The organism is Intestinibacillus sp. Marseille-P6563 (genome assembly GCF_900604335.1).
Taxonomy (GTDB): Bacteria; Bacillota; Clostridia; order Oscillospirales; family Butyricicoccaceae; genus Butyricicoccus_B.
Window position 1 is genome coordinate 415,479 of the sequence record NZ_UWOD01000002.1, and the last position, 16,728, is coordinate 432,206.

Below are 16,728 nucleotides of genomic sequence, written 5' to 3' on the forward strand. Positions count from 1 at the left end.
TGGGCCTTTTAACTTTGCAAATATTCATCCAGTTCGCGCTGCACCCGCAGCAGCTGCAACGACAAGTTGTGGTCGTCCTGCATGGCCGTATCCACCAGGCTTTCGGCCAGCAGCAATGCCTGATCATACGAGCGGAAATGCGGGGCCGTGGTGGCCTGCTCCATGGCGTCGGACAGCAGTTCCAGCCCGAGCTGACTTTCCCCAGGGGTGTCATGCCGCAGAATCTGCTGGATTTCTTCCGACTGGGTGACCCGCCGCAGCGCGGACACGCCGTGCGAATCGGTATACAGCATGGACTGGGTTTGCTCGGAACAGGTCAGCTCCTTGAGAAAATCCCACGCCAGTGGATTTTGCGAACGGCTGCTGATGGCCGCGAGCACGGTGCTCAGTTCCGACCGGCCGGTGCCGGACGGCCCGCCGGGCATCTGGATGCAGTCCCACTCAAAGTCGGAATACCGCTTGATGCGCCAGGGATATGGCTGATAAGTCCGGTAATCGGAAAACAGGAAGGGCCGAAAGGCCACGTGCCCTTCGTCAAAGCTGCGCGCGGTAATGTCGCAGTCCGCATAAAGCTGCTCCAGCTTTTGCGCAAAGGCAACCGCCTCGACCGATGCTGGTTCAGCGATGCGCGAGCGGCTGCCGTCGGCAGCGAACAGCGCGGCTTCATTGGACGCCAGCGCGTTCCGCCAGGTGTAACCGTAGCTGCCGAACTGGTCGATGACGCCATCCCCGTCGGTGTCGCGGGTGATTTTCTGACAGATCGTATAAAAATCATCCCAGGTCCAGTCGTTTTCGGGCACCGGGATGCCTTCGCTCTCGAGCAGCGTTTTGTTGACAAACATCAGCGTCGGCACGCATTCATACGGCAGCGCATACTGCACCCCATCGACCGCGCCGCTGTCCAGGGCGGCACTGTAAAAGTCTGTGCGGGACACATCCGGGTCGCTCGCAATCAGCCCGTCGAGCGGCTGCAAGGCGTCCAGTTCGGCCAGCATGCCGAAATCCTCGGGCAGCACCAAAAACACGTCGGGTTCTTGGCCCATCAGATATTCCCCGGCCAGCCATTCGGAGTAGTCCCGCTTTAAAATGCCGCTGGTATACTCCACCCGCACGCCGGGATGTTCTTCCTCAAACCGCTCGATGGCCGCGTCAATAATCGCATAACAGTTGCCCAGCGGAGCATCCCAATAGCTGCCCGCCAAAAAACCGACCGTCAGCACGGTTTCCTGCGCGGCAGCATAAGCGGACAGTCCGACGCACCCAGCTGCCACCAGCACCATGGCGGCTATGCGTTCCAGCCATCGCCTCATGGCCGGCCTCCAAACGGCTGGGTCGCCGTACCGGTCTGTACCGACCAGATGGCCAGCTGGGTGCGGTCCCGCAGCGCCAGCTTGCTTAAAATCGAACTGATGTAATTGCGCACCGTGCCTTCGGACAGGCACAAAGCAGCGGCAATCTCCTTATTGGACAGGCCGCACCCGACCTCACGGATGATCTTCCACTCATTTTCCTGCAAGTCGGCGGTCTGCTTTTCGTCCACACTGACCTGCATGCTGCCGCGCGCCATGCGGCCAAACATCTCAATGGCTTTGGATGCCACACCGGGCGTAATGATCGAGCCGCCGCGCATAACTTCGCGCACAGCGCTGGCCAAATCGGCCACCGACACGCCTTTGAGCAGATACCCGGACGCCCCATAGCGCAGCGCGCCGAACACATAGTCGTCGTCATCAAAAGTGGTCAGGATAATCACCTTGATCTGCGGATGGGCGGCTTTGATCAGCCGGGTACACTCCACCCCATCCACCTCGGGCATGCGCACATCCATCAGCACCACATCGGGCTTTTGGCTGCGCACCATTTCGATGGCTTCCCGGCCATTGGCCGCCGCGCCGACCATCTGAATGTCCGGCTGTGCGTCCAGCACGAAACTCAAACTTTGCCGAATGAGTTCCTGGTCATCTGCAATCAGCACACGAATCATATTTCATCCCCCCATCGAAGCGGTATGGTTGCCTGAATGCGGAATCCATCCCCGCCGCTGAACTGTAAACTTCCACCGAGCAGCCGCAATCTTTCGCGCATGTGACGCAAGCCGAAACCCGGCTCGATCTGCCCGCATCCGACGCCGTTGTCCTGCACGACAATGGACAACTGCCGGTCCTGACCGAACAAATTCACTTCAATCCGGGTGGCATGTCCGTGGCGAATGGCATTGGTCACGCTCTCCTGCACAATGCGGTACACCGCATCCTCCTCATCCGAGGACAGCCGCATATCGGTCGGCTGCATAAAAAGTTCAATATTGGCGTGCGAGGTCTGCTGCATCTCCTGACACATCTTGACCAGCGCTTCGGACAGCTGAAATCGTTCGAGTGCATCCGGCCGCAGGGCGCTGACCGACCGGCGCACCTCGTTGATGCCGGCCCGCGCCGTTTCGGCGATGAGTTCCATCTGTTTGCGCGCCATTTCGGGTGAAATGTCCATCATCTGGATGCAGGCATCGGCCCCGGCCGTGATGCCGGTCAGGGCATGGCCCAGGGTATCGTGGATTTCACGCGCCAGACGGTTGCGTTCCCGGGTTTCCGCCATGCGTTCACTCTGCGCCGCATAGGCTTTGAGCTGCCCATTGAGCACCGACAACTGGTCGTTTGCATGCGCCAGTTCGCCGTTTAGGCGGCGAATGGCGGCATTTTCTTCGGTGCGCTGTCCTACTAGCAATACCATATATCCCACAAATAAAATCAAGTTGAGCGTGCTGAGCAGCCCGATCGCGGTCTGCATGAGCTGCTGGGCCTGTCCTTCGTAATAGGCCAGATATTCGGACAAGGGCACCATGCTCAGCATGGCCTGCAAAACATCCAGACTGGTCAGCAGATACAGCCCGGTCATGGCCGCTAAAAACAGCACCCGCCCCCGGCCGTGCAGACCATTGACCAGGTTCACCACGCAAAGCAGCAGCAACCCGGTATCTTCCAAGTGCAGCGTCAAAATGACTACCACAGCAAACAGCGGTTCGAGCAGGAAGGCCGACCGACCATTACCCAGCCGTCCATACCGATACAGGAAGTCCACCACCAAAAAGGCCACAAACCCGACGACTGCCAGCGAAAAACTCCAGGGCGGCGCCGGAACATCGCTCAGTCCCTGCAAAAAATCAATGCTTTCCGCGCGGTGCATGGCCCGCCAGGGCGTCAGCATAAACACAGCACACAAAAACAGGGTCAGCGCCAAGTTGATCAGCACCATGGTCTGCCGCAGCAGTGTCAGGCCATCGCCTTTTTGCATCCCATATCCCCCCTTTTTATTGCCAGCCATCCGAGCCAAACTGATTGACATTCTCTTCGGTAATGAGTTTCACCGGCACGGTAATCACCTTGTCATAGGGCTCGCCTTCCAAAATCTGATACGCTACCTGCGCGGTCGTCTGTCCGATTTGGATGGGCGACTGCGCCACGGTCGCGGTCATGACCCCTTCATAAATCATATTTTTCGCTTCCGGCGCGCCGTCCACCCCATACACCAGCGTGTTTTCCAGGGTTCCGTATTCTTCCAACGCCGCCATGGCTCCCAGCGCAGACGGGTCGTTGAGCGCCATGACTACATCGATGGCCGGCTGCTCTTCCAGCAGCTTGCGCAGCGCCGGCATGGCCAGTTCCAACTGCCCCTCGCAGTCGGCCTGGCCGACGATTTCATACGCCGGATGCTCGGCCAAGGTATCGCAAAACCCCTGAATGCGGTCGACTGCCGACTGCGCCGCAGCATGTTCGAGCAGCACAATATGGGCCGAATCCCGGGTGCGCATGAGATGCTCGGCACACAGCACCCCGGCTCCATAATTATCCGAAGCGATTGTACAGGTCACGAGCGACGGGTCACTCACCTGCGAATCGACGATCACAACCGGCACACCGGCATCGCGGGCTTCCTCCAAAGCCGGACGAATTTGCTGAAAATCGACCGGATTGATGACCAGCAAATCAATATCGCTGGCCAACAATTCATGAATCTGCGCATTTTGTTTCTCCTGGTCGAGCGCTGGGTCCCGCGTCAGCAGAATATCCCCCTGGCTTTCGATCATGAGCCGCAATTCCTCATCGATGACGCTGTAAAATGGATTGTTCATGGTCATATAGGTTGCGCCAATGCGAATGCTGTCCTGCTGTCCAGCGGGCTGCTGCATGGTCAGGTACAGCCAGACCGCGAGCGCGGCCGCACACAGGCCTAGGAATACCCGTCTCCATCCCATCCTGATTTCCCCTTTTTTGTTTTTATTATAGCATGTCAGTTGGGGCAAGGAAAGTCCCTCGGTTTTTTCATCCAGCCAAAGAAAACGGCCGAACTGGTTTTGTACACCAGTTCGGCCGTTTCGTATTATAACCGAATCAATATTTATCCGTATAATCCATGCTGTCTGGATACTCTACCGGCGCCGAAGGCTGCGGCGCGGAGGGAATCGTCTGCTCAAAAGAAGGTGTTGGCAGCTGGCTTTCCGCATCCGGAAGAACAAAATGACTGATCATAGATTTCAGCATCTGTGCCTGGCCGGACAATTCTTCGCTGGCCGCTGCACTTTCCTCTGCGGTTGCAGAGTTGGTCTGCACAACTTCGGAAATCTGATTGACGCCAATGGAAACTTCTTTCAGGTGCTCAGCCTGATCCTGATAATCGTGCGTGACACGTTCAACTGCAGAAACCACTTCATCCGAGCTGACAGCAACCATGCTGAGCGCATCGGCGGTAGCCCGAGCAATGCTTTCTCCCTTGTTGACCGCTTGCACCGACTGGGCAATCAGTTCGTTGGTTTCCTGCGCAGCATCTGCGCTCTTGCCTGCCAGATTGCGCACTTCATCTGCAACTACGGCAAAGCCCTTGCCTGCTGCACCGGCGCGAGCTGCTTCGACCGCAGCATTGAGTGCCAGAATGTTGGTCTGGAATGCAATATCATCAATGGTCTTGATAATCTTGCTGATCGCCGTAGAATGCTGGCTGATATCCTGCATTGCAGCGAGCATATCCTGCATTTGTCCATTGCTGGTGCTCATCTGGTTCTTGACTTCGTTGAGCTGATCGATCATCTGACCGGCCTGCTGTGCCCCTTCGGTGACCTTTTCGTTCAGGGTCTGCACGGTGCTGGACAGTTCCTGCACTGCGGACGCTTGTTCGGTTGCGCCCTGTGCCAATGCTTGTGCACCGCTGGCAATTTGATCCGATCCCATATTGACCTGTGCCGCAGACGTGGCAATGCTGGACAGCGTTTCCGACAGGTTCTTCTGAATCCGCAACAATGCGTCCTTGAGCTTGGCAAACTCGCCACGATAATCATACTGCAATTCGAATACCAGATTGCCTCGTCCAATCTGGTCCAGAACCGCGGCCAGCTCGTCAATGTATTGAATATAAGTTTTGAGGCGTTCTACAATGCGCAAGGTGGACTGACCCAGACGCGCCACTTCGTCATGGCCCTTTACCTGATACTCTACATCCAATTCGCCATCGGCCAGTTGTCTTGCGACCGTATCCAGCCGCTTGAGCGGACGAATGATCGAAATTGCCAACAGGACGACGATGATCGCCAGCAAGATCGCGCAAACGACAAAGCAGATGACAATGGTATGTACTGTGTCGTTCACATGGCTTTCAAATTCTTCCGCCGGTAAAATACCGAGCGTTTCATATCCAATATCATCGAGGGCCGCTACACTGCCATAGTACGGAGTCCCCTGCCGGGTATACGCCATACCTTGCACATCGCTGCGGTTGGACAGCGCCTCCTGCATGTTGGAGGAATACTGTGCTTCTTCAATCGTCGTACCGACGACCGTAGAATCCGGATGATAAATAATCATACCAGAGGAGTCGATCAATGTGATATAACCGGTTTCACCAACCACGATGGAATCCAGAATCTTACTCAGCTGACTGGTGGAAACATCCACACCTACGACACCGATCATGCTGCTATTGCTCATAATCGGGCTCACGACGCTGATGACCATTTCCCCTGTTCCGGTATCCACATAAGCGCCAGTGACTGTCGTCTTCTGTTCCTGCTCGCTACGCGTGTACCATTCCCGCGTCGAAAAGTCCACATCCGCCGAGGTAATCCGGCTGTTATCGGAGTACACCAACTCTTGCAGGCCTACATCCGCGAACCAGACGCCAAGCACGTTATCCTGATACTTCTGCTGGATTCTCTGCAGTTCTGTAAGCATACCGGAGAAATATACGGAGCTGTCCAGCGTGGTTTTTGCCTGATCGGCTGCCAAACCGGCAATCTCCGGCGAACAGACCATGGTATCAACAACACCATAATATTGCTTTAAAAATGCGTTTACCTGATGCGTACCAGCTTCTGCTTGTGAAGTCAAATTTTTTGTGACCATTTGCTCCACTGTGCCAGAAATCTGTATCCCGAGTAACACTCCAATACCGCTCAAAACTAAAATGAGTGGTATCAGAATCCCCAACATGAGTTTTTGCGCTATCCCTAGTTTCACGATCATTCCCTCCCTTTTCTCTTTTTTCATCGCGAAACAAATTATTGTATATAACAGCAATAATCTATTTATAGAATCGGATATTTTTTGTGATTTATAACAGTTATTTCCGAAAGAAATTTAATTTCGTGATTTCGATCTGTTGACAGCTTTTCGAATGCCAATTCAAAGGAAAACATAAGCCCTTCCGTGCATACACCGTTTAGTAAAGGATCCACCAATACTCCACGAGTTTGCGGTATTGATTTCCTTTCGGGGAAAGCTTTCCATATTTTCGCACGGCTCGACTGGTTTTTCTTTTGAGGTATTTCTGCGTGCCGCTGCGCTTGGGATACTTTATGTATTTTCCGGAATAGAGCAAAGTCTTACCGTCAAAGCCGTCGGGAATATAGCCGATATGCGGCGCATAGCCCACATGCTGAATCAAAAAAAGCAGCCGGTCCATATGCTTTTTCTCCTGCTGGCGACGGTATTGCCTATCTCGTCTGCCGGATACCTGCTGAGGATTTTCATGCTCCATCTGTTCTTGAATCTCGGCGATCGGCTTGTTTTGTTCGATTTCTGTCATATGCTTTTCGATTTGGTACAGTACGGGTAACCGGGCAAAGTCCTTGCCAGGAGCCACGCTGTTTGGCGTGGTATTCCCGTTGTTGTTTCTTACTTTGTTTGTGTAACGGCACCATTTGTATCATCGTTTTCCCTCCGTTTTGTATCTTTTCGATCCCTTTTATGACAACTGCATTACAGTTTCCGCAAGAGTGTTGCAACCCCGCGCTCAATCGGATATAGTATTCAACAACATTGTCTTTGCAAGAATGGAGGCTGTCTTTATGGCAATCGTTCGGTTTCCGGTGATCGATCCTGTCGCAACCGGCGCGAATATCACCCGGCTGCGGCAAGCGCGCGGTTTGACCGTCCGGGATTTGCAACAGTTTTTTGGTTTCGAAGAACCGCAAGCAATCTACAAATGGCAAAGGGGACAAAGTCTACCGAGCATTGACAACCTCTACGCCCTCAGTGAACTGTTCCAAATCTCGATGAATGAAATTTTGGTATCGACTTCTCCTATCCATTCCGTTGAGCAGCAGGGTTCGCCCTGCTGCTCAAATTTTTTACCCAGATACAGGCTTGTCGTTTGCTGTCTTTATCATAATCCGAAAACGTTCGCTTGTCATTGAACTGGTGGTTGAATCCACCCTTTTCGAGGGCTGTCTCAATGACCGTATATCCTATACTTTTTCTGCCCGATATGGTACAATATTCTCGAACGAGTCCAAACAATTGTGCACACAAACACCGACTTGGGGGATTTATGAACGACACAAAAACAACATGGGTGCTGCAAGCCCAACAGGGGGATACCGACGCACAGGGCAAGTTATATGAGGCATACTGGGAAAAGACCTATCGACTGGCGCTGAGCATGACCAAAAATCCGGAAAACGCAATGGATGCCGTGCAGGACGGCTTTCTTTCGGCGTTTGAGCATTTGGATTCTCTACGCGATCCGGATGCGTTCTCTTCCTGGCTCTGCCAGATCGTTGCGAACCAATGCCGCAAGCATCTACGGCAGCAAAAGCGATTTGTTGCACCGACAGAGGACGAAGAAAGTACCGACTTTTTCAGCAACATCCCCGATGCGGATGAAGCTGTGCTGCCGGAAAGCGTGCTGGAAGATCAAGCCCAGCGGACGCTGATCCGCCAGACCATTGAGGCGCTGCCAGACAATCAGCGTGAATGTGTCATGCTGTTTTATTATGGCGGCTTGTCTGTCAAGCAGATTGCCGACACCCAGACCTGCTCGGAAGGTACGGTCAAAAGCCGTTTGAACTATGCACGCCAGAAAATCGGCGAAAGCGTGCTGGCCATCGAAAAGCGGGACGGCATCCGGCTGCATAGTGCGGTACCGATCGGACTGCTGCTGGCACGGCTGGAGGTCGATCTGCTCTCCCCGGAACAGCTTACACAGATGTGGCAGGCGATCAAAGGCGGTGTCAGCGCAGCCGGTGCAGCGGGAGCGGCAGGCGCAGCGGCTGCCGCCGGCGGTGAGGCTGCCAAGGGCGGCCTGTTTGCGACCATTCAAGCCAAGATTGCAGTGGGTGTGGCTGCGGTCGCGGTCGTGACTGGCGGCATTGTCCTATCCTCAACGCCTGACCCGCTCGTTTTTACCGATCCGGCGATGGAGCAAAACATCCGCATACTGGTCGACAAACCGGAAGGAAAACTCTACGCTGAGGACTGCGACGAACTGTATCATATGGTACTGATCGACGATGGCGTTGCAGATGTTTCCGATGCACAGAGTTATGACCACCTGACGGCCATCCCGGGCACAGAGCCCGTGAGCGGTCTGGCCGACTTAAAGCTGCTGCCCTCTCTGGAGGCGCTGGAACTCTATACCAGCGAGCCGCAGACCCTGCTCAACACGCTGGCGGAAGATACCTCCATCTCTACACTGGACACCAGCTTTATGAACACGCAGTCCATCCAAGACCTTTCTTTCCTGGACAAACTGCCGGACCTGAAAATGTTCTCCTGTGACTTGGCTTCGGGTGCTGATCTGTCGCCGCTGGCGAGCAATGGCACCATACGCGATGCTTTTCTTTCCATTTCGGATGATTTTTCACTGGATTTGAGCCAGATGCAGGAGCTGATCTCCCTGACGCTGGCGCAGACTGTTTCCGGTGATCCCACCGCGGTCATCTCGCTGCAAGCGACCCAGTCGCTGCCCAATCTGCGTATGCTGCAAATCTATACCGGCAATCTGGATTCTCTCGCCTTTGCGCAGCAAACACCCAATTTGGAATATCTATCGACCTTGCAGCTGAGCCAGATGCCGCTCGACCTGACCCCGCTCGGCACGCTGCAGCAGCTGCGCTACATTGGAATTAACAACGGACCGGTCGATTTATCGCCGCTGGCAGGCTGTGCTGCGCTCGAATACTGGCATGCGCCGCAAGGCTACAATGCCCCGCCGCAGGCGGCATCCGATCCGACCGGGACGGCTTTGCAGCAGGAAATCGCCCAAACAGTAAACGATCGAATCTGGAAGGAGGAACGTCAGGCCGAAAAGAGTACATCCTAAAAGCAAACCATTTTTAGAGGACCGGCGATTTTTGTCGGCCTTCTCTATTTTTTGAAAATTTCAAAAAAATTTTGATTTTATAAAACCTGCTGCCTTACTCCGGAATCTTACTCATATCAATCAAACTAGGGGGATACACAATGAAAAAGAGATGGATTTCCGCCTGTCTGGCTGCCATACTGCTATGTGGTATGACCGGCTGCGCAGGGCAGACAAAACCCGAACAGAGTGCGTCCGCAGAAAGTACGGTCGTGCAAGAGGAACCGGACACCCCAGCAACACCGACCGAACAGAAAACACCCAGCCGCCAGGAAGCGTATCAGGCACTCGTGCAGTCGCTCGTAGATCGGTATGGGATTTTCACCGACGAAAAAAGCGATGCCTGGATGATGGGGGATCAAACCATCTCGGGTCTGTTGGATGCGGTCAGCGTCGATGTGACCGGTGACGGAGAGGATGAACTGGCCTGCGTATGGGCGAACGGCTATCACTTTACGCTGGCCATTTATACCTACGCGGACGGTAAAGTCACAAAAGACTGGACAGAGCAGTTTGAATCCGGCGGATACTTCTTCCTTGGGATGTATCAGGCGGACGACGCGGTCTGCTGGTCTGCCAGCATCACCCGGCATTTTCCGATCGATCTGTTCACCTATCGTGACGGCAAATATCAGAGTGCATCCGAGCAAGGTGAGCTCAGTGAGCAACAACAGGAGAAAATCGCAGAGGCTGGCCGTGAGAGCGGTCTGATGGGCGAAAGTGACGCAATGCTTGCCGCTTATCGCGAGCAGTTGGGCCTGCCGGAGTATTCCTCTGACGATATGATTTTCTCGGTTCATGCCGATTTAGGACTGCACAGCGCGGAGGATCTGGTAGACCGTTGGCAGATCAAGCTTCCCAAAGAAATCGTTTCCGCGCAGGATGTGCTGCAGGACATGGCCTATTTCGGCGACCGCAGCAAATGTAAAATGGATGCTAAAATGGCGCAAGCCTACGCCGATGCCATTGACAGCATGAATATGCAGGAAGGGGAATTCTCCCTTTATGCAACCTTGGCCGATCCGGCCGATGATGGTATGCCCATCCTGCTGACTGCGTACCTGGACAAAAACGTGAACAGTGAAGCTGTATCCGAGTGTTCGGATACACGGTATGGCGAGATCGGCTATATCCCAACCGGGGATGAGACCTTTATAGAGCCGATTGTATTTTGGCAGTATGACGGCAGCAAAGCGCAGAAAATGGATATTGAAGTGACCAACTATACCACCGGATTTGGCACCATGGATGGGCAGGCAGCATATCGGTATATCCAGTTTTATCACGATGCCGGCCACAATGTACGTGCGCAGTATTATACCATTCAAAACGGACAGATGACGCTGGCCCATACGGTGGAATTTCTGGACATTGTAAAAGAGCCATCCGGTGATGGCAAAATAAAACTATACGGCGATGTGCCAGACGGTGCAGACTATCAGCCCGACGACGAACAGGCCCTGCGGGAGCATGGTTGGGTTGACGATGATCCCTCCTGGTGGCTGGTGCTGGACAACGGCGAAAACATCTCCCAAAAAGTCGAGCGGGCGACCTGGAACCATGATACGGTTACACACTTTGAAGAAACCCAGGAATTGGCGCATATTAATGATATCGAATATCACTATATGCTGGACTCTACCCTGGCAGAGGACTCCGTCGCCCTGCTCCGTGCCTATGCGGATGCGGAGGGCCGCCCGGTCTACACCTTCCCCGAGGTATCGCATCGGTTTGACAGCGAGCAGCTCAACCAGCTGACCGACTTGTTTGCCGACACCGTCACCGGTGAGATCGGTGAAATCTATCAGCTGTCCGATGACCTGTATTACATCATCCTCTATACGGACGGAAAGGTATCGGGCTACGCGACGGTCAAGCAGACCCTGCAAGGCTTCCGGCTGGTGTCCCAGGATACCGAACCGACTTCCGAAGATGCGCTGCATACGCTGGTGCAGCAGGATCAGCAGACTTCGAACATCACCTTGGATTATAACGAATCCGGCGAGGACAAGGCTGCCTATCTGACTGAAGCACTGCAAAACATCGATGGCACGGCGGTCAACGATGCAGCCAAGGGCGAAATCGCTGCGTATATCGAAAACGCCGTTGCCGAATCGAGTGTAACCGATGTCCCCTGCCGCGGCAACACAGCCACCATCGACGGCGATGTCATCACCCAAAGTCTGGAGCAGGCCCAAGCTCAAAAGGATGCACTCGACCAAACCCTGGACGGCGTTACGCTCAACAAGACGGTCAACATCCTGCTGCGCATGGTATGCACCGGACTGGAAGATGGCAAACCGGTTCAGGTCACCTTTGACCCGTCTATGATCGAAGCCATGGCCGATGCCCAAGCGGTGCAGGTCATGCTGGGCGACGCGCAGCACAGTGTTGCGGTGGATGCTGATGCACTGGCGCAGCTGTGTGAAAAGCATGGAAAATTGATCGTTCAAGTGCAGTTGCAGGACGGTAAATACACCATTTCTCTGCTCGATGGCGAGCAAAATCAACTGGATCAGCTGGAAAGCAGCCTGACCTTTACCCTGCCCGCGGAAAGCGAGACGGCAACCGTTCTGGCCAGCTACGAAGGCGGTTCGGACAACTGGGGCGGCCAGTTTGACGCCATCAACCAGACGATCGAGTTTTCGACCCCATATTCGGGTACCTACGAAGTGATGGAAAATGCGGCGGAGATTGCCGACATTGCCGACTGCGATGAACAGACGGCCGCTGCCATCCGCTTCATGGTTTCCAAAGGATATTTCTCGCTGGACGATGCAGGCAACTTTGACCCGAACGGCACGCTCAACCGGTATATGTTTGCCGAAGCGCTTGTACGCATGTTCTTTGCACTCGACCGCAACCTGACGACGTCGTTTACCGACGTGCCGCAGGATAGCCCCTATTATCCGTACGTTGCATCCGGTGAACAGGACGCCATTATCGAAGGCTTTGAGGACAATACCTTCCGTGGTGAAAACGATGTGCTGCGGGAAGAAGTCATTGCCCTGTGCAGCCGTACGCTGGCCGACAAAAAGGGCTACAGCTACCCGACCGATGTGGCTGCATATTTAACTTTTACCGATGCGGATACAATTTCCGACTGGGCGCGTGACACGACCGCGCTGGCCGTACGTGAAACGCTGATAAGCGGTACCGGCACACTGGCGCCGCAGCAATCCATTTCTCGCGGTGAAGCAGCGCTACTGCTCTATCGGCTGTTCATGCTGCTGTATGAGCCGCCGGTTGCTGAAATGCACTTCGACGGCTTTGACGATACCACCAGTTCTGGTCTTCCCACTGTGGCCATTGCCTTGGCAGGTGTAGGACTGTTGGGTGGTGGCGCCGCTGGTGTCGTATATCGCCGTAAAAAACGTGCCCCGATGCCGCCAAAAGACGACAATCCCTCCGACGACGAACCAAGCGAATAAAGAAAAAGGCGCCCCGTATTCATCCAGAATACGGGGCGCTTTGTATAGATTCTGTACCGTCTCTCAGACCGCTTCTGCATCATACGATAGGTCAACAAAACGTCAAGCAAACTGCTGGATTTTACGTTTCGGCTTGCCTGAAAAATTGATAAAAGACCGACGGATTTCCGCCGGTCTTACATGGATTCGCCATATGGCTGCCATTACTGCGCATTTACGAAGCGGTCATAGACGCGATAGCACAGCAGGATGCTTTCCTCCACCGTGCAGTCCTTGGACGGAGACAGTGTGGTAGCCGATGTGCCGCTCATAATATGGTTGGCAGCCAATGTCCCCACTCCCTCTACGGCCCACGAAGACACCTGACTTTGATCCGTAAAGCCTGCCAGCGAACCGGCATTGGGTGCAATCACGGTCCCGCTCTCCTTTTCCACATATCGGATCGCGCGGAAAATCATCGCTGCAATCTGTTCACGGTTTGTCGTGGTTTTGGGTTCGAATTTCCCCTCGCCCACACCGCTGACAATACCAGCCTGCGATGCCTTGCGGACCGACGGATTGCTGCTGTCGCTGAACGTGTCTTCCGGTGCTGTATCCAGTTCGTGGTCCAGCATGACTTCTACGCTCTGTACCACCAGTTCGGCAAACTGCTCCCGAGTGATGGCATCCGTATACGCCGGATTCCCGGTCAGCTTAGGGAGCAAACCGGCTTTCGTCGCAGCGTCCACTTCGGCTTTTGCCCAGTCGCTTGGGCCTATGTTCACGCCTTCCTCAAATTTCACTTCCACCTCGGTCAGATCCTGTTTATTTGCCGTCCATGCCAGAGCCGAAGTCGCCAGCATAGATACTGCCATTACGCTGCAAACTGTACGTTTCCATAACATCGAATAGTTCATTGTCTTTTCTCCTTTTCATTTTGCGTTGCCTTGGCAGGCGCTGTGGTCGACTTCATCGGCGTAGATTGTATCCTGCACATAAATGCCGTTCTGATACGGGATGGAGGATAAATCACGCTGCGGCCGTGTAAAGTTTAGGGTATTCTTCAGCCAAGTGTCACCCGGCGCACCATCGCAGATGGTATGAAATTGAGAGGCAAAGCCTTGCGGTTTGACGTAACTCTCATACGGGACAGTGTCATAAAAGGCATGCAGGTCGGCGTCATCTTCAAAGGTGATAATGCTTGCTTCGGCATATTCCTCGAGCAGGGCACTGGAACCACTCGACTCCCATACCCCATCGAATATCCCTTCGTGAACAATGCCGGTCATTGCCACAGAATACTCCTTGCTGGCTCCGGCCGCCAGTTCATAGGGGATAAAGGCAATCCCTGCCTTGCCCGATGCTCCCTTCTCATTCATCGCTGCCAGCGCAATGATACCGGCATCTGTGGTCTTGGCCCGATTGGTGATGGTAACATACATATCACCATAATCTGCCATACCGACACCAAAGCCTGTGACCTCCGCCGTAGAGGCAAACTGACTGGGCGCATTTTGGTTATACGTGGGCAAGGCCGGCCGGTTGGAGGTTTGGACCTCCCCGGCAATCAGCGCTTCCAACTCCTTGGTGGTATAGGATTTGGAGAAATCGATTTGCTGGATGGTGCTTTCCGGCAAACGCAGATAAAAGCCAGTCTGAAACATAAAGAAGGCAGAAGCAAATGAATTGTCTCCATTCGGGTCGTATTGCAGGTTACCCGGCGCATAGGAGAAATGATTGTCTGGGTCAATCATCAAATCGGTCATTGCCCGCAAACCGACCGCATCTTCTGCACAGTCCATCTCCACACAATTTGCGGTTTTAGATAATCGATTGTCTGTGCGGCCACGCCATTCAAATGTGTCCTCATATGCCGCGTATTCCGCATTGATCTCGTAGACATCCCCGCCGATGAGTGGCACGATACACGGTCCATTATAGGTGGTCCCATTGACCAGACTGCTGCCGCTGCTGCCGCTTGGCATGGAAAGCGGTTTGTCACAGTCCGGACAACACGCACTGGTAAGGCAACCCGTAAATTCCAGCACAAATGGGTCGCCGCTGGCGACAACCGGTAGTTTCAGTTCGACTTCTTTCCGCTGTCCGTCACCACTCCATGAGTCATTGACCACGGCAATCTTTGCATCGAGCATGCCATATACCTTGGGATAATGCAGGGTATAACTGACCCCTTCCTCGCTTTTTCCGGTTTCGGCGGTTGGATAATCTGCCGCATCGGCAACGGTCATGCTTCCCGCAAGGGATGCAGCACATAATACAGCCGAAATCCATCTTTGTACTTTCATTTTGATAATTCCCCCTTTGTATGTGGTACTCTTAAGATTCCGTAAGGGGGCGGCAGGTTTTATAAAAAACAAAATTTTTTTGAAAATTTCAAAAATCATATGCTGTGCATTCTGTAAGCCGTATGCACTTACAGCACCAATCTCAGCCAAAACCAGCCATCTGCTTGGTCAAACTGGCAGACGGCTCCATTTTTCCGGCAAAATGCAGAGATCGACTGTACTCCCAGACCATGCCCCTCCTTTTGCGACACCGGAAGGCCGTTGCTGCCAAAAACGACATCGGAAGCACACGGATTGGAGATCTCCAGCATGATACTCGGGGTTCCCACCATCTTACAATGGATCTTCCGTTTCTCCCGGGGTAACGAAAGGTTGGCGTGGATGGCGTTTTCCAGGGCATTGGCCACGACAATAGCCAATTCGCCTTCATTCACGGGCAGTTTGTCGGGCAGGGAGATCCTGGCCTCCACTGAAATGCCCTGATTGTGGGCCTGATCAAAATAGGAGGAAAACACCGCATCCAGCACCGGTGGGCGGCACCAACGAATTTCCTTCCGCTCATCTAGACGCTTCTGCGTCGCATCCAGAAAGTCAAGAGCGGTTTCCTTGTCCCCTCTTGACACAAGCCCCGCGACGGCCTGGAGTCGGTGGCGCAGGTCATGACGCTCGGTACGAATGACGTCCTCCGCTGCTTTCACCGCCTCCATGCGGCTTTGCAAAGCAGATAGCTGTAAGTTAGAGATCTGAACCTCATGCCGAGCGCTGTTTTCTTTCTGTACCTGATCAAAAAAGAGATACATCAAGTAATAGGCGCCGCTGCATACCGTCAGCAAGCCATAAACCAACACCAGAATCTCGACAGAATCGGCTGAATGATTGATGACGTACAGCATGGTTATAAATGTCGTGAACGGGATGAGACAGAGAATCCCCCAGCTGCGATGCAGCTGATGCAGCATTTGCTGATATGTAACGCTGAATCGTCGCAGGATAAAGAACATGAGGAAAAAGGAAAGAATACGCACGGCCAAGGAATAATATTCGCGATATGCGTTGTCACCCAAAAGCAGCGTGGTCAACATCGAGTTCGCCGTTCCGATGCAGCCAACAAACAGACCGGTTGTAATATTGAAAACAGCACGAAAGTCCCGCTGCTGCGAACACCAGAATGTTACGAAAATATACGGAAGGGTGACTGTAAATACTCCGATACGCTGATAAAGATCCCAGAAATCCAGAAAAAGTAGCCCAATCAGATTGACACCGACAATCAGCACCACGGTAACAATCCAGCGGGTCCGCCACTTGGCAACTGGTTTGCGGAAATCGATCAAAAGAATCACAAAGCTGCCCAAAAAGGTCTGTGAGATCGCAATATAGAATCTAGT

Annotated in this window: 12 protein-coding genes; 3 read left to right on the forward strand and 9 right to left on the reverse strand. The window is 53.7% G+C overall.

Annotated elements, in window-relative coordinates; genetic code table 11:
• Window positions 1–8: 8 nt before the first annotated feature.
• From EFB11_RS10205 to EFB11_RS10230, 6 genes are all read right to left on the reverse strand, one after another.
• Window positions 9–1,310, reverse strand: a complete 1,302-nt coding sequence (locus tag EFB11_RS10205; protein WP_122790131.1) for an ABC transporter substrate-binding protein — start codon at window positions 1,308–1,310, stop codon at window positions 9–11.
• The gene (locus EFB11_RS10210) at window positions 1,307–1,984 is read right to left on the reverse strand and encodes a response regulator transcription factor (RefSeq protein WP_122790132.1); all 678 of its coding nucleotides are present in this window, start codon (window positions 1,982–1,984) and stop codon (window positions 1,307–1,309) included. Before EFB11_RS10210 ends, EFB11_RS10205 begins: the two co-directional genes overlap by 4 nt.
• Window positions 1,981–3,288: a sensor histidine kinase gene (locus EFB11_RS17185; protein ID WP_164706718.1), complete on the reverse strand. Its 1,308-nt coding sequence runs from the start codon at window positions 3,286–3,288 to the stop codon at window positions 1,981–1,983. The genes EFB11_RS10210 and EFB11_RS17185 overlap by 4 nt, the downstream gene beginning before the upstream one ends.
• Before the next feature lie 16 nt (window positions 3,289–3,304).
• Window positions 3,305–4,249, reverse strand: a complete 945-nt coding sequence (locus EFB11_RS10220) for a sugar ABC transporter substrate-binding protein (protein ID WP_122790134.1) — start codon at window positions 4,247–4,249, stop codon at window positions 3,305–3,307.
• Window positions 4,250–4,385: 136 nt separating this feature from the next.
• Window positions 4,386–6,386: a methyl-accepting chemotaxis protein gene (locus EFB11_RS10225; protein ID WP_164706719.1), complete on the reverse strand. Its 2,001-nt coding sequence runs from the start codon at window positions 6,384–6,386 to the stop codon at window positions 4,386–4,388.
• A gap of 316 nt (window positions 6,387–6,702) precedes the next feature.
• Window positions 6,703–7,068 carry a hypothetical protein gene (locus EFB11_RS10230; RefSeq protein WP_164706720.1) on the reverse strand — a complete coding sequence of 122 codons (366 nt, stop codon included), beginning with the start codon at window positions 7,066–7,068 and terminating at the stop codon, window positions 6,703–6,705.
• A gap of 262 nt (window positions 7,069–7,330) precedes the next feature.
• Here EFB11_RS10230 and EFB11_RS17450 point away from each other — a divergent pair, with 262 nt between their 5' ends.
• From EFB11_RS17450 to EFB11_RS10245, 3 genes are all read left to right on the forward strand, one after another.
• A complete protein-coding gene (locus tag EFB11_RS17450; RefSeq protein WP_330510779.1) occupies window positions 7,331–7,678 on the forward strand; it encodes a helix-turn-helix domain-containing protein in 348 nt (115 codons plus the stop codon).
• Window positions 7,679–7,812: 134 nt separating this feature from the next.
• The gene (locus EFB11_RS10240; protein WP_164706721.1) at window positions 7,813–9,585 is read left to right on the forward strand and encodes a sigma-70 family RNA polymerase sigma factor; all 1,773 of its coding nucleotides are present in this window, start codon (window positions 7,813–7,815) and stop codon (window positions 9,583–9,585) included.
• Window positions 9,586–9,725: 140 nt separating this feature from the next.
• Window positions 9,726–13,055 carry an S-layer homology domain-containing protein gene (locus tag EFB11_RS10245; protein ID WP_122790138.1) on the forward strand — a complete coding sequence of 1,110 codons (3,330 nt, stop codon included), beginning with the start codon at window positions 9,726–9,728 and terminating at the stop codon, window positions 13,053–13,055.
• A gap of 203 nt (window positions 13,056–13,258) precedes the next feature.
• Here the strand turns inward: EFB11_RS10245 and EFB11_RS10250 are convergent, their stop codons facing one another.
• From EFB11_RS10250 to EFB11_RS10260, 3 genes are all read right to left on the reverse strand, one after another.
• Entirely contained in the window at window positions 13,259–13,951 is a 693-nt protein-coding gene (locus EFB11_RS10250) for an S-layer homology domain-containing protein (RefSeq protein WP_122790139.1), read from the reverse strand.
• Window positions 13,952–13,966: 15 nt separating this feature from the next.
• Window positions 13,967–15,340: a hypothetical protein gene (locus EFB11_RS10255; RefSeq protein WP_122790140.1), complete on the reverse strand. Its 1,374-nt coding sequence runs from the start codon at window positions 15,338–15,340 to the stop codon at window positions 13,967–13,969.
• A gap of 128 nt (window positions 15,341–15,468) precedes the next feature.
• A complete protein-coding gene (locus EFB11_RS10260; RefSeq protein WP_164706722.1) occupies window positions 15,469–16,683 on the reverse strand; it encodes a sensor histidine kinase in 1,215 nt (404 codons plus the stop codon).
• Window positions 16,684–16,728: the final 45 nt, after the last annotated feature.